The sequence below is a fragment of the Nostoc sp. genome, from assembly GCF_036917275.1.
Taxonomy (GTDB): Bacteria; Cyanobacteriota; Cyanobacteriia; order Cyanobacteriales; family Nostocaceae; genus Nostoc.
The window spans coordinates 1-17214 of sequence record NZ_JBALDF010000072.1; the positions used below are offsets into that span (position 1 = coordinate 1).

The window sequence follows — 17214 nt, forward strand, 5'->3', positions numbered from 1 at the left end:
TCATTGTTTTATAAGTGCGGTTAGTTATTTATGAATCAGACGGTTTTGTTTTTGCCTGTGTAACTACTTTACACTGCTTTACAATTTTTAATTAATTATCTTGCTTTTGTAAAGCTGATAGGTTCTATCAGCTTTACTTATTTAAAGGTAAGCAACAAGGTCAGGATACGCCGAAGCTCTCTATATGTATGAGTAGTGATTCTAGAATTCCCTGCTTTTCCGAATTAATCAGAGATAGCGATTTTAATTCAACTAGGAAAGTGTCAAGATAAGCTTATATCGAAGTGAAAAATCAAGTGCAACGAATTAACGATGACAGAAGCTAAAAACGTAATCGGTGGAAACCTAGATGTCTGCTGCACTTCTCCCGTGACCGGGTTTTACCGCGACGGTTTTTGTCGCACAAGTGGTCAAGATTTCGGGTCGCACGTCGTATGTGCTGAAGTGACATCCGAATTTCTGGAGTTCACCAAATCGCGGGGGAACGACCTGAGCACACCTGTTCCTGATTCTAATTTTCCTGGACTGAAGCCTGGCGATCGCTGGTGTTTGTGTGCTTCTCGCTGGCAAGAAGCTCTCGAAGCTGGCGTTGCTCCACCCGTCATCCTCTCTGCAACCCATGCTAGAGCTTTAGAAATGGTTTCCCTAGATGAACTGAAAAAACATGCCCTAACTTCTTCTTGATTGGGCATTCCATCGTACTCAGTACTCCTAACTCCCCAGTTCAAAATCAACTCACTGGAACTTCCAAAGGTAGTTTCAATACATTGACAACCATAGCAATCAATTTAATTGGGTCAATTGGCTTAGATAAATGCTGCTGAAACCCTGCTTTTAGCGCTTCTAAGCGGTCTTCCTCTCGCGTGTACGCTGTTAAAGCGATCGCCGGGATCCGTCCACCTTTTTCTGGTTCTAAAGAGCGCAGTTTCCGAATCAGCGTATAACCATCTTGCTCTGACATGCCAATATCGCTAATCAAGATATCTGCTTTTGCTTGTTCAATTACTGTTAGCGCTTCATCAACTGATGCTACGGCAGTGGCGATCGCCCCATACTCCTCAAACATAAAACTGAGAAAGTTACGGGTATCTGCTTGATCATCTACAACTAAAACTCTTAATCCAGCCAAGGGCACAGAAGCCACAGGGGAAGAAATTTCTCCTGTGGCTTCTCTATTTACCCTATTAGCCCTATTGTTTTGTAGCAGTGGCAGTCTTACAGTAAAGGTTGCTCCTTCTCCTATGCCTGGACTTTGGGCAAAGATTGTACCTTTATGCAACTCCACTAGATGACGGACGATCGCTAGTCCTAGTCCTAGTCCATTATGCGATCGGGTTGTGGTGCTGTCTGCTTGCCGGAAACGCTCAAATACTTTGGGTAAAAACTCCGAACTGATGCCAATCCCCGTATCGATAACTTGAATTTGGGCGTACTGAGATTTTGAATTTTGAATTTTGGATTCTGGATTACTGCTTTCATCATTGTTTGAAGAGTCTAAATTTTCACCATCAGATCCCAATCCAAAATCTGAAATCAAAGATCCAAAATAGGCAGATAGCCTAACTTCTACCCTGCCACCCTTAGGGGTAAACTTAATAGCATTAGTTAGTAAGTTCCAGACAACTTGCTGTAACCGGGCTGGATCGCCATAAACTGAGCCTACCGAAGTATCGAGGACAGTATTTAACTTAATATCTTTTACTTCTGCTAAGGGACGCACTGCCTCTAGGGCTGCCTCCATCACTGAAATCAGATTCACAGCAGATACATTTAATCGCAACTGACCACGGATAATCCGGGATACATCTAAAATATCCTCAATTAGTTGCATCTGAGACATCGCATTACGTTCAATTGCCTCTAAGGCGCGGGAAGTGGCTTTTTCATCAAGTTTTTTAGAGCGGAGGATTTTTGACCAACCCAGCATCGAGGTTAGGGGTGTACGGAGTTCGTGAGAGAGAACGGCGAGAAACTCATCTTTCATCCGATTTGCTGCTTCTGCTTCCTGTCTTGCCGTCTGTTCTCGAATTACTTGAGCGCGGACTTCTTCTGCTTGCTTGCCTTCAGTAATATCTTCGAGAGTGCCTACATATCCTAGCAATTCTCCTTGACCGGAAAGCATCGGTGATGAGCGAACCTGTACCCAACGGACGATGCCTTGAGCAGTTTGAAAGCGAAACTCTTCAGAATAGTTACGACCTTCACGAATGTAGTCAGACCAACTGGTAACGGCTCGTTCTCTATCTTCTGGATAAACAGATTCTAGCCATCTCTTTTCTAAACTCTCTGCCGCTTTCAAGCCACAAATTGTCTGATAGCGAGGATTAGTATACCTACAGCCTCCTTCAGTATCAATTTCAAAAATGCCAACGGGTGAACAGGTACTCAGCGATCGCAATCGTTCTTCACTTTGCCTAAGTTCGGCATTCACAGCTACCAGCTGCGCTGCTTGTTGCTTGACGGCTTCTGTTTTCTTAAATAGTTCTACGAACGCTGTGACTTTAGAAGTCAAAATATTCGGGTCTAACGGTTTGAGCAAATAATCAACTGCACCCAAGGCATAGCCTTTAAACAGCATTTGGTCGCTGCTGCTAAAGGCGGTAAGAAAAATAATTGGAGTGTGACGCGATCGCCCCCGATTGCGAATCAAGGTAGCAGTTTCAAAACCATCCATCCCTGGCATTTGCACATCTAGCAAAATTACCGCATAGTCTTGATTTAGCAGACACCTCAAAGCTTCTTCCCCAGAAGTAGCTCTCACAAGATTCTCTCCCAGTTTTTCTAGGATTGCCTCTAGTGCCAGCAAATTTTCTAGTTTATCATCCACTAGGAGGATGTTTACTTTGGGTTCCATCTGCATGGGTTTATTTCCGTATAGAGTGACAAAGCTTGACCATTTGAGAAGCAATGTCTGAGAGTGTCAAAATCCAGTCTACTGCAACAGCAGAAATTGCTGCTTCTGGCATAACGTCGCTCTCCGCTGTGGTAGGTTCTTGTACAATAGTAAGTCCTCCCCGCGCTTTTATTTTCTTAAGACCTTGCATACCATCTTGATTTGCCCCTGTCAATATTACACCAATAACTTGCTGCGTGTAGACATCGGCTGCTGACTCAAACAGCACATCGATAGATGGTCTGGCATAGGAAACAGGCTCATCAGTCGAAAGAGCAAAGTGATCTAGTTCAACCAGCAAGTGATAATCTGCTGGAGCTAGGTAAATATGTCCTGGTAGTATTTCGTTTTTGTCTTCCACTTCTCGAATCGGCAACGAACTAGATTCTTGTAATAACTCCTGGAGTGTGTTGTTAGACTCCTTGTGACGGTGTTGCACGATCGCGATCGGCACTAGGAAGTCTGCTGGTAAGTTCCCCAGGATAATTTTTAATGCTGATAATCCGCCCAAAGAAGTACCAATTACCACAATTTTAAACGACACTTGTTTAGTCCTCACACCTGTAGAATGTGGGTTTCAATCTTAGTGTGATTTGATGGCTCATAAAATCCTTTTAGCATTCTCCAGTTCCACTACAGCTACTAACTTACCTTGATTCGCTTTTATACCAACTACTCAAAATTATATGTTTTTGCTATTTGCATTACAATTAAAAATTTTATCATTGTGAAATACTTCACAGAAAAATATTACGAATAGGCTTTTTTAAATATTATTTAATGCCAAAGTCGATACATTATGGAAAACTTTTTTGGTAAATAACTAACATTTAAAACTTTAATTATTATTGTTTTGACAATTCATAAAAATTTACTTAAGCTAAAAGATAAGTTAAGCAAATCAACAAACGACAGCGATTTGGTTTAGCTACATCAAAAATTGCTGTTGCAGACTATTAGCATGAGGAAATTAATCACAAAAAAGTTATTCGTCGTAGGCAAGTTTACTAGATTTGTTTACAAAAAGCTAAGATATGATTAAGCGTATCGCACCGCGCACATATTGAACATATTTTGGTCATTTATGGATGGATACTTGTGGTGATATTAGTGAATATCCATCAATCATTGAAGTTTGATTAGCGGTTTTAGATTTTAGATTTTGGACTTCGGCTTTGCTCAGTCGAACGGTTTTAGATTTTGGATTAGGGTCTTCTAGTTTATGCTCCGTCAGGTGCGGAATAAATCTAAAAGACGCTCGATAACTCTTTGGTATAGCCTTTCCAAGAGTTGAGGCTGTGCTATCGGTAATCCAAAATTGGCAATTCCATTACCCAAAATTGATTGACCAAAGTGCGGTAGATATGTCCAGGAGAAGACAATGCTTGAATATTTGACATCTTTGAACGACCACAATTTACCCTATCCAGATACGATTCATCCCATCGTTGTCCACTTCGTAATAGCGATGGTGTTGTTTTCCTTTTTCTTTGACGTAATTGGCTATTTTACTGGGAAAGCCAGTCTTTTTGAGGTGAGTTGGTGGAATATGTTAGTTGCAACGATCGCCATCTTCGTTGCAATCATTTTTGGTCAGTTTGAAGCGGGTTTAGCACAACCTTACAGCCTAGCTAAATCAGTACTGAATTTGCATACACTGATTGGTTGGTCGCTTTCAGGAATAATCACGGCGATTACAGCTTGGCGCTATGTAATTCGTGCCCGTAACCCGCAAAAAGTACCAATTTATTATCTGGGAGCCGGACTAATTTTGACTTTGATAGTTGGCTTGCAGGTATATCTCGGAGATGAACTTGTTTGGGTGTATGGATTGCATACAGTGCCAGTTGTGGAAGCATTAAAGGATGGTCTGTTGCGATGAACTCAGAATTGATTGACCAATTGAGCGGCTCTCTAGGCGCAAACGGATTACCTTACACAATTCCCATTCATCCCAACTTAGTTCATCTGACCATAGGTTTGTTCATTATTGGGATGACCTTTGATATCGTTGGTGTTCTGTTCCCCTTCCAAAAATGGGTCTTCAAATTTTTGGCAATTACTGTGGAACGTGACAACTTATTTGATGTTGGCTGGTACAACATGCTAGCTGCCAGCATCATTACATTTTTCACGGTGGGAGCAGGCTTTTACGAAATGCTGTTGGCAACACCACCAGCTGATATGAAAAGTGCCTGGGGATTGCAGGCAATGGAAACTATGCTTTGGCATGGTGTGGGTGGTGTGTTGTTATTAGCGCTGATTGTTGGTATGACCATCTGGAGAGGATGGCAACGCTTCGTTTGGGGCAAACAAGAATATAAACAGACAGATAGAGAAGTGCAATGGATCTATCTGTTCGCAGGTATAGCAATCATGTTGATTATGTACGTCCACGGCACATTAGGGGCGCAAATGGCTACCGAATTTGGCATACACAATACAGCAGATAGTTTGCTGCGATTAGGCCAAGACCTCAACACAACGCTCAAATGAGTTGTTAGTCATTAGTCATTTGCCCATGCTCAATAACCAAAGACCATGAAAATCCAGAAGATTTTAAATATTTTGACGCTGCTTACAGGCGCGATCGCAGTGACTGTTAGTAGTCTCTGGATCGGCAAGCAGGCTTACTTTTGGCTTCCTCCCCAAGCAGCAGCCGAATCTCAATTAATTGATGATTTGATTAGCTTCTTAGTAACCCTCGGTGCCTTCATCTTTTTGGGAGTGACAAGTACTCTGATGTATTCTGTTATCTTCCATCGGGCAGTCAAAGATGATTTCACCGACGGCCCCTCAATTCATGGCAATGTCACCTTAGAAGTTGTCTGGACAGCGATCCCAATTCTTTTAGTGTTTTGGATTGCGGGCTACAGCTACCAAGTCTATGAGCAAATGGGGATTCAAGGCCCATCAGAATTAGTTCACCTGCATAATCCATTGGCAGTAGCAGCAAAAGATGTATCAGCTAACGCTTTAGCACAACCCGTTGAGAAAATCGACGTACTAGCCAAACAGTGGGCGTGGGTTTTTCATTACCCAGAGAGAGATATTACCAGTACCGAATTGCATTTACCGAGCGATCGCCGGGTGCGTTTAGCGCTGCGATCGCAAGACGTTCTCCACGGCTTCTATATACCTGCATTTCGCCTCAAGCAGGATATTATTCCCAACCATCCGCTCGACTTTGAATTTACTCCTATCCGCCCTGGTCAATACCGATTGACCGATTCCCAATACAGTGGCACATACTTTGCGACGATGCAGGCGAATGTAGTCGTCGAATCTCCTGAAGATTATCAGCAGTGGCTGGCCCAAGCTGCAACCCAAAAGCCATCCCTAGCAAATAATCAGGCAGCTTCTGAGTATGCTCAAACATCCAATCAATCAGTCCAAACTGGTTGGATCACAGTTCCACCTGCTGCACCTCCTCTAGTCAATTCACCTGGTTGAAAGGAAAGTAACCGATGACTAATGTTCCTATTGAAGGCATCATTTTCCCTAATGAAAAGCCTAACCACGAATCTCCAAGTAACTGGAAAGAATACTTCAGCTTTAGTACTGACCATAAAGTAATTGGTATCCAGTATCTCGTTACCTCATTCTTTTTCTTTCTCGTCGGCGGTATTTTTGCGATGGTGATGCGGGGAGAACTGCTAACACCCGAATCAGATTTAGTAGATCGCACTGTCTACAACGGCATGTTTACCATGCACGGCACTGTGATGCTGTTTTTGTGGACATTTCCCTCACTGGTTGGTTTTGCTAATTATTTAGTGCCCCTGATGATTGGGGCGCGAGATATGGCATTTCCCCGCCTCAACGCCCTTGCCTTTTGGATGGTACCAGTAGTTGGGATTTTGATGATGGGTAGTTTCTTCGTCCCTGGTGGCCCAGCCCAAGCTGGTTGGTGGTCTTACCCGCCCGTCAGTCTCCAAAATCCTACGGGTAACTTAATTAATGGTCAAGTTATCTGGCTCTTAGCGGTGGCAATATCCGGCGTATCCTCAATTATGGGGGCAGTAAACTTTGTTACCACAATCGTCAAGATGCGGGCCCCAGGAATGGGCTTCTTTCGGATGCCCTTGTTTGTCTGGGGAGTATTTAGCGCCCAGATTATCCAACTATTCGGACTACCTGCATTGACGGCGGGGGCAGTAATGCTGCTACTCGACCTTACAGTTGGCACTAGCTTTTTTGACCCAGCCAAAGGTGGGAATCCAGTAATGTTTCAGCATTACTTCTGGTTCTACTCCCACCCCGCTGTTTACGTGATTATTTTGCCTGTGTTTGCGATTTTCTCAGAAATCTTCCCGGTTTATTCACGTAAACCTCTATTTGGTTACAAAGTAGTTGCCATTTCATCCATCTTGATTGCACTAGTCAGCGGTATTGTTTGGGTACATCATATGTACGTCAGCGGTACCTCAGGCTTGATGCGGTTGATTTTCATGATGACAACAATGTGCGTGTCTGTACCCACTGGTATTAAAGTATTTGCTTGGGTGGCGACCATCTGGGGAGGTAAACTGCGACTGCACACACCAATGCTGTTCGCTCTAGGTGCGTTAGTAATGTTTGTCTTCGCCGGCATCACAGGCATTATGCTTTCCTCCGTGCCAGTTGATGTCCACGTTAACAATACCTACTTTGTGGTAGGACACTTCCATTACGTCCTCTACGGTACCGTGACGATGGGCTTGTATGCTGCCATCTACCACTGGTTCCCCAAGATGACTGGGCGGATGTACTCCGAAAGCTGGGGTAAAATCCACTTCTGGTTAGCTTTCATCGGCACCAACCTCAACTTTTTGCCCATGCACCCCTTAGGATTGCAAGGAATGTTACGCCGAGTTGCTTCCTACGCCCCAGAGTATCAATTCTGGAATGTCATCGCTAGCCTGGGCGGATTTCTATTAGGAATATCCACCTTACCTTTCATTTTCAACATGGTGATTTCTTGGATGCAAGGCGAGAAAGCACCCAATAATCCTTGGCGAGCAATCGGACTAGAGTGGTTAGTTTCTTCACCCCCCCCAGTAGAAAACTTTGAAGAAATCCCCATCATCATCTCCGAACCCTACGGCTACGGCAAATCAGAACCCTTAACAGCCAACCTCCCAGAATAATCCCAAGGGGAAGACGCAAAAACCCTCCGCGTCCCTCTGCGCTTCCCTTTGTGTTCCTTTGCGTTTCAAATTCCCCTCAAACTAAAACCAAAATGGACACTTATATAAATACCCCTGAATCGCACCACACAATCGCAGAACATACCCACGACGAAGAAGGCAACAAAATGTTTGGCTTCATCGTCTTCCTCCTCTCAGAAAGCGTCATTTTCTTGAGTTTTTTCGCCGGATATATCATCTACAAAACAACAACTCCTAACTGGCTACCAACTGGTGTTTCTGGGCTAGAAGTAAAAGATCCGACAATTAACACAGTAATTCTTGTTGCCAGTAGCTTCGTGATTTACTTCGCCGAACGCGCCCTTCAACGCCATGACTTAGTGAAATTTCGCCTGTTTCTCTTGGCAACAATGGCGATGGGAACTTACTTTTTGGCTGGACAAGCGATCGAATGGAGCCACCTAGAGTTTGGCTTCACCTCCGGGGTATTTGGTGGGACGTTTTACTTATTAACAGGTTTCCACGGTTTACACGTTTTCACAGGTATTCTGTTGCAGTTGATAATTTTGGTACGTTCTTTCATTCCTGGCAACTACGACACAGGTCACTACGGCGTCAACGCAACTTCGTTGTTTTGGCACTTCGTCGATGTCATCTGGATTATTTTGTTTGTCCTTATCTATGTTTGGCAGTAAACATTAGACTTCTGGTGAGAATACGGTCTAAAGATATTTAGAATCAAAGATACACACAGATGAATCTGTATGTATCTTTGATTCTCAGCAACTCATCTAATCTGATGAGATTACCAAGGTAGCCGATTAATCTACACATAAAAAATGACTTACTGAAATTTTTATATTGTGTATGCTTGAACTATGACTTTAGTCATGCTTTTGTTTGTGCCTTTCATTAAACTTTTTCAGGATAAATAATCAATGACCATTTCAATGTACCAAGCTTCAATACCCGTGTCTATTCGCACACTGAATAACCTTGTAAGTATTCTGGAAAAAGGTGCTACATACGCTGAAACTAAAAAAATAGATCCTTCTGTGTTGATCAATAGTCGTTTATCCCCAGATATGTTTCCATTATCAAAACAAGTGCAAATTGCCTCTGACATAGTAAATAGAGGTGCAGCACGACTAGCAGGGACAGAACCACCTCAGTTTGAGGACAATGAAACTACATTTCCTCAACTTATTGACCGCATTAATCAAACTATCTCTCATTTAAATACATTTAAACCTGAGCAGATTGACGGTTCAGAGGAGAGAACAATTACCCTTAAAATAGGTAGCAACAGTCTTGATTTTCAAGGAATGCAATTTCTCCTATATTTTGTTTTACCAAACCTTTATTTCCATGTCACAACAGCATATGACATTCTTAGGCACTGCGGTGTAGAACTTGGTAAACAAGACTTTCTTGGTCAGCCTTAAAATTAAAAAGCATTCAGGCAAATTGCTTTCTCGATTTGCCTGAATGCTGATTTAATTCGCTTTATCTATTTTCCCAATCCAGTCTACTTCTTTTTCAAACTAAATAACTCGTATTTGGCACGATCGCAAAGAAGGCATACTCATACCAAGCAGTCCAGATGAAACTCCGAATCCATCGCTGACGCTTTTCAGGACTTAATTCATATTCAAACGCCCCATGAGATACATCAATGGAAGATAGGTGAGAGTTACAACCGCAGCCGTGTTGATAAGTAAAACCGTATTTGGAAGCAATACTTTGCACCTTCATCTGGATAGCAAACACCTTACCTGCATGGAGTATGGCATCCCAAGCACGTTTGTGTTCAATATCGCGCTGATCAAACCGTAAGGCGCGTTCTTCAAAAACATGATCGCGGTAAATTGGTGCTAGATGCACATGATAGAAGCTGGCAGGTAGTTCATAACCAAACTCGTTGAATAAATCTATACCAATGCGAGCCACTTTTACTTCATCAGCATACTTTGTCCCTTTTGATTCCACATCACGGAGAATTTCTGCAAAATTTGGATAGCTGTGTTTGAGAAAGTCTTGCCCAAAAAAGTCAAGGGTTTCCCATGCTAGTTGTGCAAATAGCTGGGAAAATGAGGGTATCAAGTGAGCCAGTTGGGGGCGATCGCTAAACAAGTCAACATCACCATGCTCTAATTTGTATAGGAACAACTGTGCCATCTCAACATAGCTTTGGGGATGGGAAAGTCCGACACTCGTGGTTCCTCTAGCAATCTCTTGCCATATCGAAGGTAGTTGAGAAACGTGAACTGCATTTTCTCCAGCAATGACTGCAACAGGAGGACATTCGAGAAGTTGCATCGACAATCTCCTTTAAGACTCTAATGTGTAATTTACCTTAAGCGATCGCTAAGTCTATCTTCTGAACACAATTAAAAATGTTTGACAGACTGTCTTTTGACAGCGATGCTACGACGGGCTATGACGCTCGATGACTCGCTAACGCTACGCTATCGCCCCAGCGTGCCGTAAACAGCCAACTCTTAGAGAGACTCCGCCAACACCAACGCGTAGCGTCTCATAAAGAAGAACGCTTGGACGCAAAGAGAAGAAAGAAGAAAAAGATATATAATTTTCACAAATGATTTGGGATTGCTATAGCAATAATACTTTTCAAACATCCTCTAAGAGATTTTACTACGCAAAGACTGTCCAGACTTGAACTAAAGTTCAAGGCAGGGAGATGTTTGTTGAACTCACATAAAATCACGTTTCTCTAGTGGTTTAAACAGCCTGGATTTTAAGCACCAGCTATTTTCTTATATAGTTTATCCCCTTTGACTATCTCTTCATAGTGGTGTTCATAAGAGGTAAACCTGATGGATTCTTGTTTTCCTAAACCCAAGATGCCAAAGGTGCAAAGGCTATTATAAAATAGTTCGTGTACCCGCTTTTGAAGTACCTGATTAAAATAGATGAGAACGTTACGACAAAGGATGACATTAAACTCATTAAAAGAACTGTCAGTTGCTAAATTATGTTGGGCAAAGACAATATTTTCTCTTAATGATGCTCGGAAAATAGCGTTATCATAAGCTGCTGTATAATATTCTGAAAATGACTTCTTACCGCCTGCTTTCAGGTAAAGTTGGGTATATTCCTGCATCAGTTTTAGGGAAAAAATACCACTTTTTGCACTTTGTAATACCTTCTCATTAGTATCAGTGGCATATATGCGGCAACGGTGATAAAGTCCTTCTTCTTGCAGTAGAATTGCCATTGAATAGACTTCTTCACCAGTCGAGCATCCAGCGTGCCAAATCCGAATAAATGGATAGGTTTGCAAGAAGGGGATAACTTGATTTCTGAATGTGTTATAAAAGCTGGGATCACGAAACATTGATGTTACATTCACCGTCAGACCAAGCAAAAACCGTTCCAAATAAGTACGGTTGTGAAGTAATCGCTCTTGCAAGGCAGAAATATTAGGTAAACCTTCTACTTCCATGAAGCTGTGAATGCGGCGCTTAAGTGAGGAAAGAGCATAATCGCGGAAGTCATAACCGTAGTACTGATACATCCCTTCCAAAAGCAGATGTATTTCGATGTCCTCCAAAGTAGGTTTGGGCAAAGCCATAGTACGAATTAGCCTATATGCTGAACCAGCTATTTAAATATACTGGTAATACAACGAGTTAAGTTGCTTGAAGTTAGCAAAACAACTGTTTCCCAAAAAACCTCATGGAGCATAAATCATTCACATTCTGGGCTGGTAGGGTTTTCATAACCGAAGTGAATTTTACACCTAAAATAGCTTGCTGGATCTATTAAATTTGCTCCCAATGGTAGCTATGAGTTTCAGTTTAACCTAGCGGCTGTTACTCCTAAAACAGCGATCGCTATTATTGAAATTCCAACTAGCCATCGGACTTGCTGGCGCAGATTTTTAATTTCTTGGCTCATATTTTCTGTATGTGGTATCGGATATGGTTGAAGTTCTGCAACTTCAACAGCTACTTTTTGGGGTCTATTTCGGGTCTTTTCAAAAGTAACTTGCGTGTGTAGCCAATTAGTAATCAGTTGGGGACAGTTTTTCTTAAACCAATTTAGAGCCAAGGTTTTGAAAAGTGGTTTGGACATTCGGGCAATTAATTTCATTACCCTGTTTAGAGGTTTCAAGCCAAGCTTTTGATTAATCAAATTGACTGAACCAACGTCATACAGACAATCCAGAATTAGTTTCACAGTGGCTTCTTCACTGTTGATCAAGTTTTGCAGTAAAAGCTGAACATCGTGCATCCGCTCTGCTTCAAGATACTTTTCTGCCAATGTTTCTGGAGGACTTACTGAAGGACTTACAGTTGTATTTAAAGCGTTTTGTCTTATTATTGTCATATTGGTAACATAGCAGCCATAATAATGTAAGTACACCTATCTACCGAGAGAAAGATTTTTTATCTAGAGAAAGAACCTAAAAGCGAAAATTTGTTCGTGAGAGACATGACTATATTATGTCTGTAAATTACTTATACTGACCTTACGGTATAGTGTTAGCTTTCCAATTCATTAGAAATTACCTCTATCATCATAGATTTTTTACGTCCCGATGATTTTGGCTTTTAGACAAATATTTTGTTCGTCTGGTCATTGTAGTCTTTATAAGTTATCGTTTGACTCGAATTTGGTTGAGACCAAACTCTTGACTCGCAATTTCATCTCAACACTGGTTTTTCAGATGAGTAGGTACAAATAAACCTAACTATATAATGAAATGCAAAAAAATTGAAGCCTTTGTGATTGCTTCACTTCACTTTGTTCCGTACCCTACAGGAAGGCTTACGCCAACGTAATGAGATGTTTATAAATTTTCCCGCCTACCTACTGACACTATGAGCCTTCTTGCTGTTCAAGGTAAAAAAGCTATTTGTCTAGTTCCCTATGAATCTTTTATCTACTTCTGGTAAATAAATTCTTTATTTAGATGCTAATACCTCAATTTCTGCAACGACGCGTTCTAATTCCTCAATAATTATAGTGGTTCCAGTCTTCCTGAAGGCATCCACAAGCGCCCGATAATACCAAAGAGTACCTTCTTTACCCCCCTGAAAACGTTCCCAAACTGATTCGCCCAAAACGCGATAATCTTTGAGAATAGACTGGGCGTTGTAAAGTTTATCTGCTAATGACACGAGTAGTACTGATGGAGAAGCGGTAGGAATATGAGCAATGTATGCCTCCTTGCGCTGTCGCCAAGGGGGTTTTGGAGTTGTATCAGCGTCAGTACAAGCATCTACAATTGCCGTTACATTGTTACCAAAGCGGCGGCGAATTTCTTCCCGTGTTGCGGCCCCACCTTGGTCTTCGATCGCATCGTGTAAGAGGGCTGCGATCGCTTCATCTTCATTTGCTCCGTATTCTAAAGCAATACTGGTGACACCTAATAAATGGGCAACGTAGGGAACACCTGAACCTTTACGAACTTGGTTAGCGTGCAGTTGGGTAGCGTAGGTGAGGGCTGCGGTAAAACGTTCTGAGAGCATTGTTTTGAAAGAATAAAACAGCTTATAATCAGATATTGCACTGCTGCTAATGTCAATTTTATAACAAACCGCTCCAAACACAGAGAATGCACAGGAGAGGAGTATAGAAGTAATTGAATCTCAGCTTAAAATTGAGATATCTATCAAGCTTGCTATGAAATCATCATGACCAGCGAAAAAATAACGGTGCAGTCTTTGTATACTGTCACTGATGAAGAATTAATGCTGATGAGTTTGCAAAACCCAGAATTGCGGTTTGAACGTAATGCTAATGGAACATTAGAAACTATGCCCCCAACTGGTGGAATTTCTGGTAATCGAGAAATAAAAGCCGGAGCCTATTTATTGAATTGGGTAGAAAGTCAGGATTTAGGTGAAGTTTTTGGGCCAAGTACTGGTTTTAGATTAGCAAATACTGCTGTCAGAGCACCTGATGCTGCTTTTGTAGCTAAAGGACGTTTACCAGAAGGTTGGGATGAAGAAGACAAATTTATTAATTTAGCACCCGACTTTGTAATTGAAATTCGTTCTAAAAATGATAGTTTGGCAAAACTCAAAGCTAAGATGGAAGAATATATTGCTAATGGTGTTAAATTAGGATGGTTAATTGATAGAAACAATCAACAAGCTTTAGTTTATCGCCAGGATGGATCAATAACTCAATATCCGGCTACAGCAATATTAAGCGGTGAAGATGTTGTGCCGGGGTTTATGTTACCTTTGAAAAAATTATTGTAAAAGCTATGCCTGCGGTGGTCACTGAGCTTGTCGTACCACTTCGTGAAAGCAAGCTACGCGCAGCGTCTTGTAGAGAAGTGCTGGCTACGCCTACCCACTTGATATAATGATGTGCCGCGCCAAAGAAAAATATGATTTTATCTTTTGCAAATTTTTTTATTAAATAGATTTTAGCAAAATAAACAATATAACTATTAAGTTCTATATATTCAATCTTTCTTTTGAGTGATATCGGATAATCAAACGTTCTATATCTACGCCTAAAAAACTCTGTATATAAAAGCAAAGTTTTTGATTATAAATAATATAATTATCCTTTTAGATAGACAGCATTAAAATCTAGATTCCACCGTCAGATAGATAAAAGTTTGATGTTAATTATTTTAAAGTAATTACAGAAAATACTATTTAAAGCAGGAGCTAATTTAATAATGGCAGACAGTCCTGGATTAGGAGAGCAGGCGCTAAATAAAGCGGTAGAAATAGGATTATCTAGCCAATTAGATGAAGTAGAAAATTTAGATGTAAATATCAAAACAGATCCACTGAAACTAGTTCAGGGAGAGGTGGATGCAGTCACGATAGAAGGTGAAGGTTTGGTAATGCAGAAAGACCTTCGCATGGAAGACTTGAAAATGCAGATGACTAATGTTGCCATTAATCCTTTGAGTGTGGCTTTTGGCAAAATTGAACTCACTAAACCTACTGAAGCTAAGGCAGAAGTTGTATTAACCGAGGTTGATATTAATCGCGCCTTCAACTCAGAATATGTGCGATCGCAACTGCAAAGTCAAAAAATCCATGTTAATGGGCAATTGACAACTATTCAGCCTCAACATGTAGATTTTCAACTACTCGGTGATGGGAAAGTAGCAATAAATGCCACTATCAAATTGGTAGAAACAGGTGAAAATCAGCAAGTTGCTTTTTCCGCAGTTCCCCAGATTAGCGCTAATGGAAAAACTGTTTCTCTCGAAAATGTCGAATATGGCAAAACTGAGGAAATATCGCCAGAGTTGACAAAAGCTTTGGTAGATCAAACTAGTGAACTTTTAAATTTGAGTAACTTTGATTTAGAAGGAATAAGCTTGCAAGTTAAACAATTAAAAGTAGAATTAGGTAAACTAACTCTACAAGCTGAAGCTTATATTGAACAAATCCCTTCTGAGCAATAATAGAACGCTAATAAATTCAGGATACTAATAAATAATGGAAACTACAGAAACAACCCAAACAAGTTCAACACCTTTCCCAAATATTCCACCAGTTATTGAAAGTAACGACAGTGAGTATCTTGATAGCGGCGTACCCAGCACAGTTGCGATCGCAGGACATCCTCTACATCCTCTGAGTGTGACCTTTCCCATCGCCTTTTTAGCCGCCGCCTTGGGAAGCGACATCGGCTACTGGTTAACTAGTGATTTCTTCTGGGCTAAAGCTTCACTATGGTTAATCGGACTAGGATTAGCCGGAGGTGTCCTTGCATCAGCGATCGGCCTCAGTGACTTTTTTAGAATTGAACGAGTTCGCAAGCGCAGCGCAGGTTGGGCGCATTTAATACTTAACGTTTCTCTAATAGTTTTAAGTCTAGTCAACTTCCTCCTGCGCTTGGGCGACGCTGAATCCCGAATACTACCTTGGGGACTGGTTCTCTCGCTGATTGTCGGTACGCTAGTTAGTATTTCCGGTTGGTTCGGTGCCGAACTTTCCTATCGCCACAAAATCGGTGTTGTGGGTGCAGGTAGCAGAAGATATCCGTAAACTCTTCCTTGTCTTTAAGTAATGGGATATTTTTTTATTTGGAAGTTCCCTACTCTAATGGTAATTAGATTTACTTAAGTAGTTATCTGCTCTAATTTTATACTGGGCTGCGTCAGATACAAGCAGCCCAGTTTAGTAGTTTGTAAATTATGAAAGCACTGATTGTGTTTCCAACTTCTGGGCTTTTTGCTTGAAGACGGTTGGTACTTCTGAACTGAACGCCTCACCTTGAACCACTTCTGAGCGGAAACCATCAACCCCAACTGGAACATCGCCAGTGATGGTGGTGCGATATAGGAGACGCTCGACATCCAAATGATCTAAATCTTGAGGAGCCAAATGCACGGTGGCACGGTTGTCCCAGAAGGCAATATCACCGTTGTTCCAACGGAAACGGGTGGTGTAAGCAGGCTTAGTGATTTGGTTAAAGAACAACTCAAGCAGCAGCTTGCTCTCTTGTGATGACACATCAACAATGTGTGAGGTGAAGCCAGGGTTAATGAACAACGCACGCTCACCAGTCTCAGGATGAACCCTTACTACTGGGTGGATTGAGACTAGTGGATTGACAGCAATACGCTCGGCGAACTTGCTGTTGCGAGGCAGATACCCACTCCCATTAAAGCGATGTTCAGCTTTCAATGTGTCTGCTAGCGCCCGTAGAGGTGCTGACAGACCCTCATAAGCTGCAACTAAATTACTCCACTGGGTGTCACCACCAAAGCTAGGGACATTAACCGCACGCAAAATTGACGCTGCTGGCGGGTTGATAGCGGCTGTTACGTCTGTGTGCCAGGGGCCTCCAGTGCGAAAACCATACTGCTTCTCATAGAGCCTCCGGTCTACGGGTTTAAGTTGCGGAAATCCCGGAACTGGTTCAGGCTCTCCGAGTGGATGGGCGAAAGTCACTTCACCGAAACGAGATGTGAATTCAACTTGGGCAGCATGATCAATGTTTTGTCCACGAAAGAACACAACTTTCCACTTCAATAGTGCTTTACGAATTTCTTTGACTTGATCATCATTCAGAGGATGGGAAAGGTCTACGTTACTGATTTCGGCACCGATGAAACCAGCTACTTGTTTGACTTCGATATGTTTGTAGCCCATGTAGATTCTCCAGAGTTTGATCCATAGGATGGTGTTTGCACTCGTCTGTTTCTTTTGGAATTTTGCTATCAAGTGCAAGCAAAAT

Annotated in this window: 17 protein-coding genes; 10 read left to right on the forward strand and 7 right to left on the reverse strand. The window is 41.8% G+C overall.

Annotated elements, in window-relative coordinates:
• Positions 1 to 312: 312 nt before the first annotated feature.
• The gene (locus V7K35_RS28460; protein WP_335083698.1) at positions 313 to 684 is read left to right on the forward strand and encodes a DUF2237 family protein; all 372 of its coding nucleotides are present in this window, start codon (positions 313 to 315) and stop codon (positions 682 to 684) included.
• Between the two features lie 46 nt (positions 685 to 730).
• Here V7K35_RS28460 and V7K35_RS28465 read toward each other — a convergent pair whose 3' ends face one another.
• Both V7K35_RS28465 and V7K35_RS28470 read right to left on the reverse strand, forming a co-directional pair.
• Positions 731 to 2860, reverse strand: a complete 2130-nt coding sequence (locus V7K35_RS28465; protein WP_335083700.1) for a hybrid sensor histidine kinase/response regulator — start codon at positions 2858 to 2860, stop codon at positions 731 to 733.
• 4 nt (positions 2861 to 2864) lie between these two features.
• Positions 2865 to 3437: a chemotaxis protein CheB gene (locus V7K35_RS28470; protein ID WP_335083701.1), complete on the reverse strand. Its 573-nt coding sequence runs from the start codon at positions 3435 to 3437 to the stop codon at positions 2865 to 2867.
• Positions 3438 to 4274: 837 nt separating this feature from the next.
• On the opposite strand from V7K35_RS28470, the gene V7K35_RS28475 reads away from it, so the two are divergent.
• From V7K35_RS28475 to V7K35_RS28500, 6 genes are all read left to right on the forward strand, one after another.
• Complete coding sequence (locus V7K35_RS28475; RefSeq protein ID WP_334793200.1) at positions 4275 to 4775, forward strand: DUF2231 domain-containing protein; 501 nt, start codon at positions 4275 to 4277, stop codon at positions 4773 to 4775.
• A complete protein-coding gene (locus V7K35_RS28480) occupies positions 4772 to 5389 on the forward strand; it encodes a DUF2231 domain-containing protein (protein WP_334793201.1) in 618 nt (205 codons plus the stop codon). Before V7K35_RS28475 ends, V7K35_RS28480 begins: the two co-directional genes overlap by 4 nt.
• 45 nt (positions 5390 to 5434) lie before the next feature.
• The gene (locus V7K35_RS28485; RefSeq protein ID WP_335083703.1) at positions 5435 to 6346 is read left to right on the forward strand and encodes a cytochrome c oxidase subunit II; all 912 of its coding nucleotides are present in this window, start codon (positions 5435 to 5437) and stop codon (positions 6344 to 6346) included.
• Positions 6347 to 6360: 14 nt separating this feature from the next.
• Positions 6361 to 8022: a cytochrome c oxidase subunit I gene (ctaD, locus tag V7K35_RS28490; RefSeq protein ID WP_335083705.1), complete on the forward strand. Its 1662-nt coding sequence runs from the start codon at positions 6361 to 6363 to the stop codon at positions 8020 to 8022.
• A gap of 92 nt (positions 8023 to 8114) precedes the next feature.
• Positions 8115 to 8717, forward strand: coding sequence for a cytochrome c oxidase subunit 3 (locus V7K35_RS28495; RefSeq protein WP_335083707.1), 603 nt, complete (start codon positions 8115 to 8117; stop codon positions 8715 to 8717).
• 243 nt (positions 8718 to 8960) lie between these two features.
• Complete coding sequence (locus V7K35_RS28500) at positions 8961 to 9467, forward strand: DUF1993 domain-containing protein (RefSeq protein WP_335083709.1); 507 nt, start codon at positions 8961 to 8963, stop codon at positions 9465 to 9467.
• A 94-nt stretch (positions 9468 to 9561) separates the two neighbouring features.
• Here V7K35_RS28500 and V7K35_RS28505 read toward each other — a convergent pair whose 3' ends face one another.
• The 4 genes from V7K35_RS28505 to V7K35_RS28520 form a co-directional block, all read right to left on the reverse strand.
• Positions 9562 to 10341, reverse strand: coding sequence for a hypothetical protein (locus tag V7K35_RS28505; RefSeq protein WP_334793206.1), 780 nt, complete (start codon positions 10339 to 10341; stop codon positions 9562 to 9564).
• Between the two features lie 439 nt (positions 10342 to 10780).
• Positions 10781 to 11617, reverse strand: a complete 837-nt coding sequence (locus V7K35_RS28510; RefSeq protein ID WP_335083711.1) for a CheR family methyltransferase — start codon at positions 11615 to 11617, stop codon at positions 10781 to 10783.
• A 221-nt stretch (positions 11618 to 11838) separates the two neighbouring features.
• Positions 11839 to 12375, reverse strand: coding sequence for a hypothetical protein (locus V7K35_RS28515; RefSeq protein WP_335083713.1), 537 nt, complete (start codon positions 12373 to 12375; stop codon positions 11839 to 11841).
• 578 nt (positions 12376 to 12953) lie between these two features.
• A complete protein-coding gene (locus V7K35_RS28520; protein WP_335083715.1) occupies positions 12954 to 13520 on the reverse strand; it encodes an HD domain-containing protein in 567 nt (188 codons plus the stop codon).
• 165 nt (positions 13521 to 13685) lie between these two features.
• Between V7K35_RS28520 and V7K35_RS28525 the strand changes: the two genes are divergently transcribed.
• The 3 genes from V7K35_RS28525 (at position 13686) to V7K35_RS28535 (ending at position 16019) form a co-directional block, all read left to right on the forward strand.
• A complete protein-coding gene (locus tag V7K35_RS28525) occupies positions 13686 to 14258 on the forward strand; it encodes a Uma2 family endonuclease (protein WP_335083717.1) in 573 nt (190 codons plus the stop codon).
• A gap of 431 nt (positions 14259 to 14689) precedes the next feature.
• Positions 14690 to 15433, forward strand: a complete 744-nt coding sequence (locus V7K35_RS28530) for an LmeA family phospholipid-binding protein (protein WP_335083719.1) — start codon at positions 14690 to 14692, stop codon at positions 15431 to 15433.
• Positions 15434 to 15467: 34 nt separating this feature from the next.
• Entirely contained in the window at positions 15468 to 16019 is a 552-nt protein-coding gene (locus V7K35_RS28535) for a DUF2231 domain-containing protein (protein WP_335083721.1), read from the forward strand.
• A gap of 147 nt (positions 16020 to 16166) precedes the next feature.
• Here the strand turns inward: V7K35_RS28535 and V7K35_RS28540 are convergent, their stop codons facing one another.
• Complete coding sequence (locus V7K35_RS28540; protein WP_335083723.1) at positions 16167 to 17129, reverse strand: TauD/TfdA dioxygenase family protein; 963 nt, start codon at positions 17127 to 17129, stop codon at positions 16167 to 16169.
• Between the last annotated feature and the right edge of the window lie 85 nt (positions 17130 to 17214).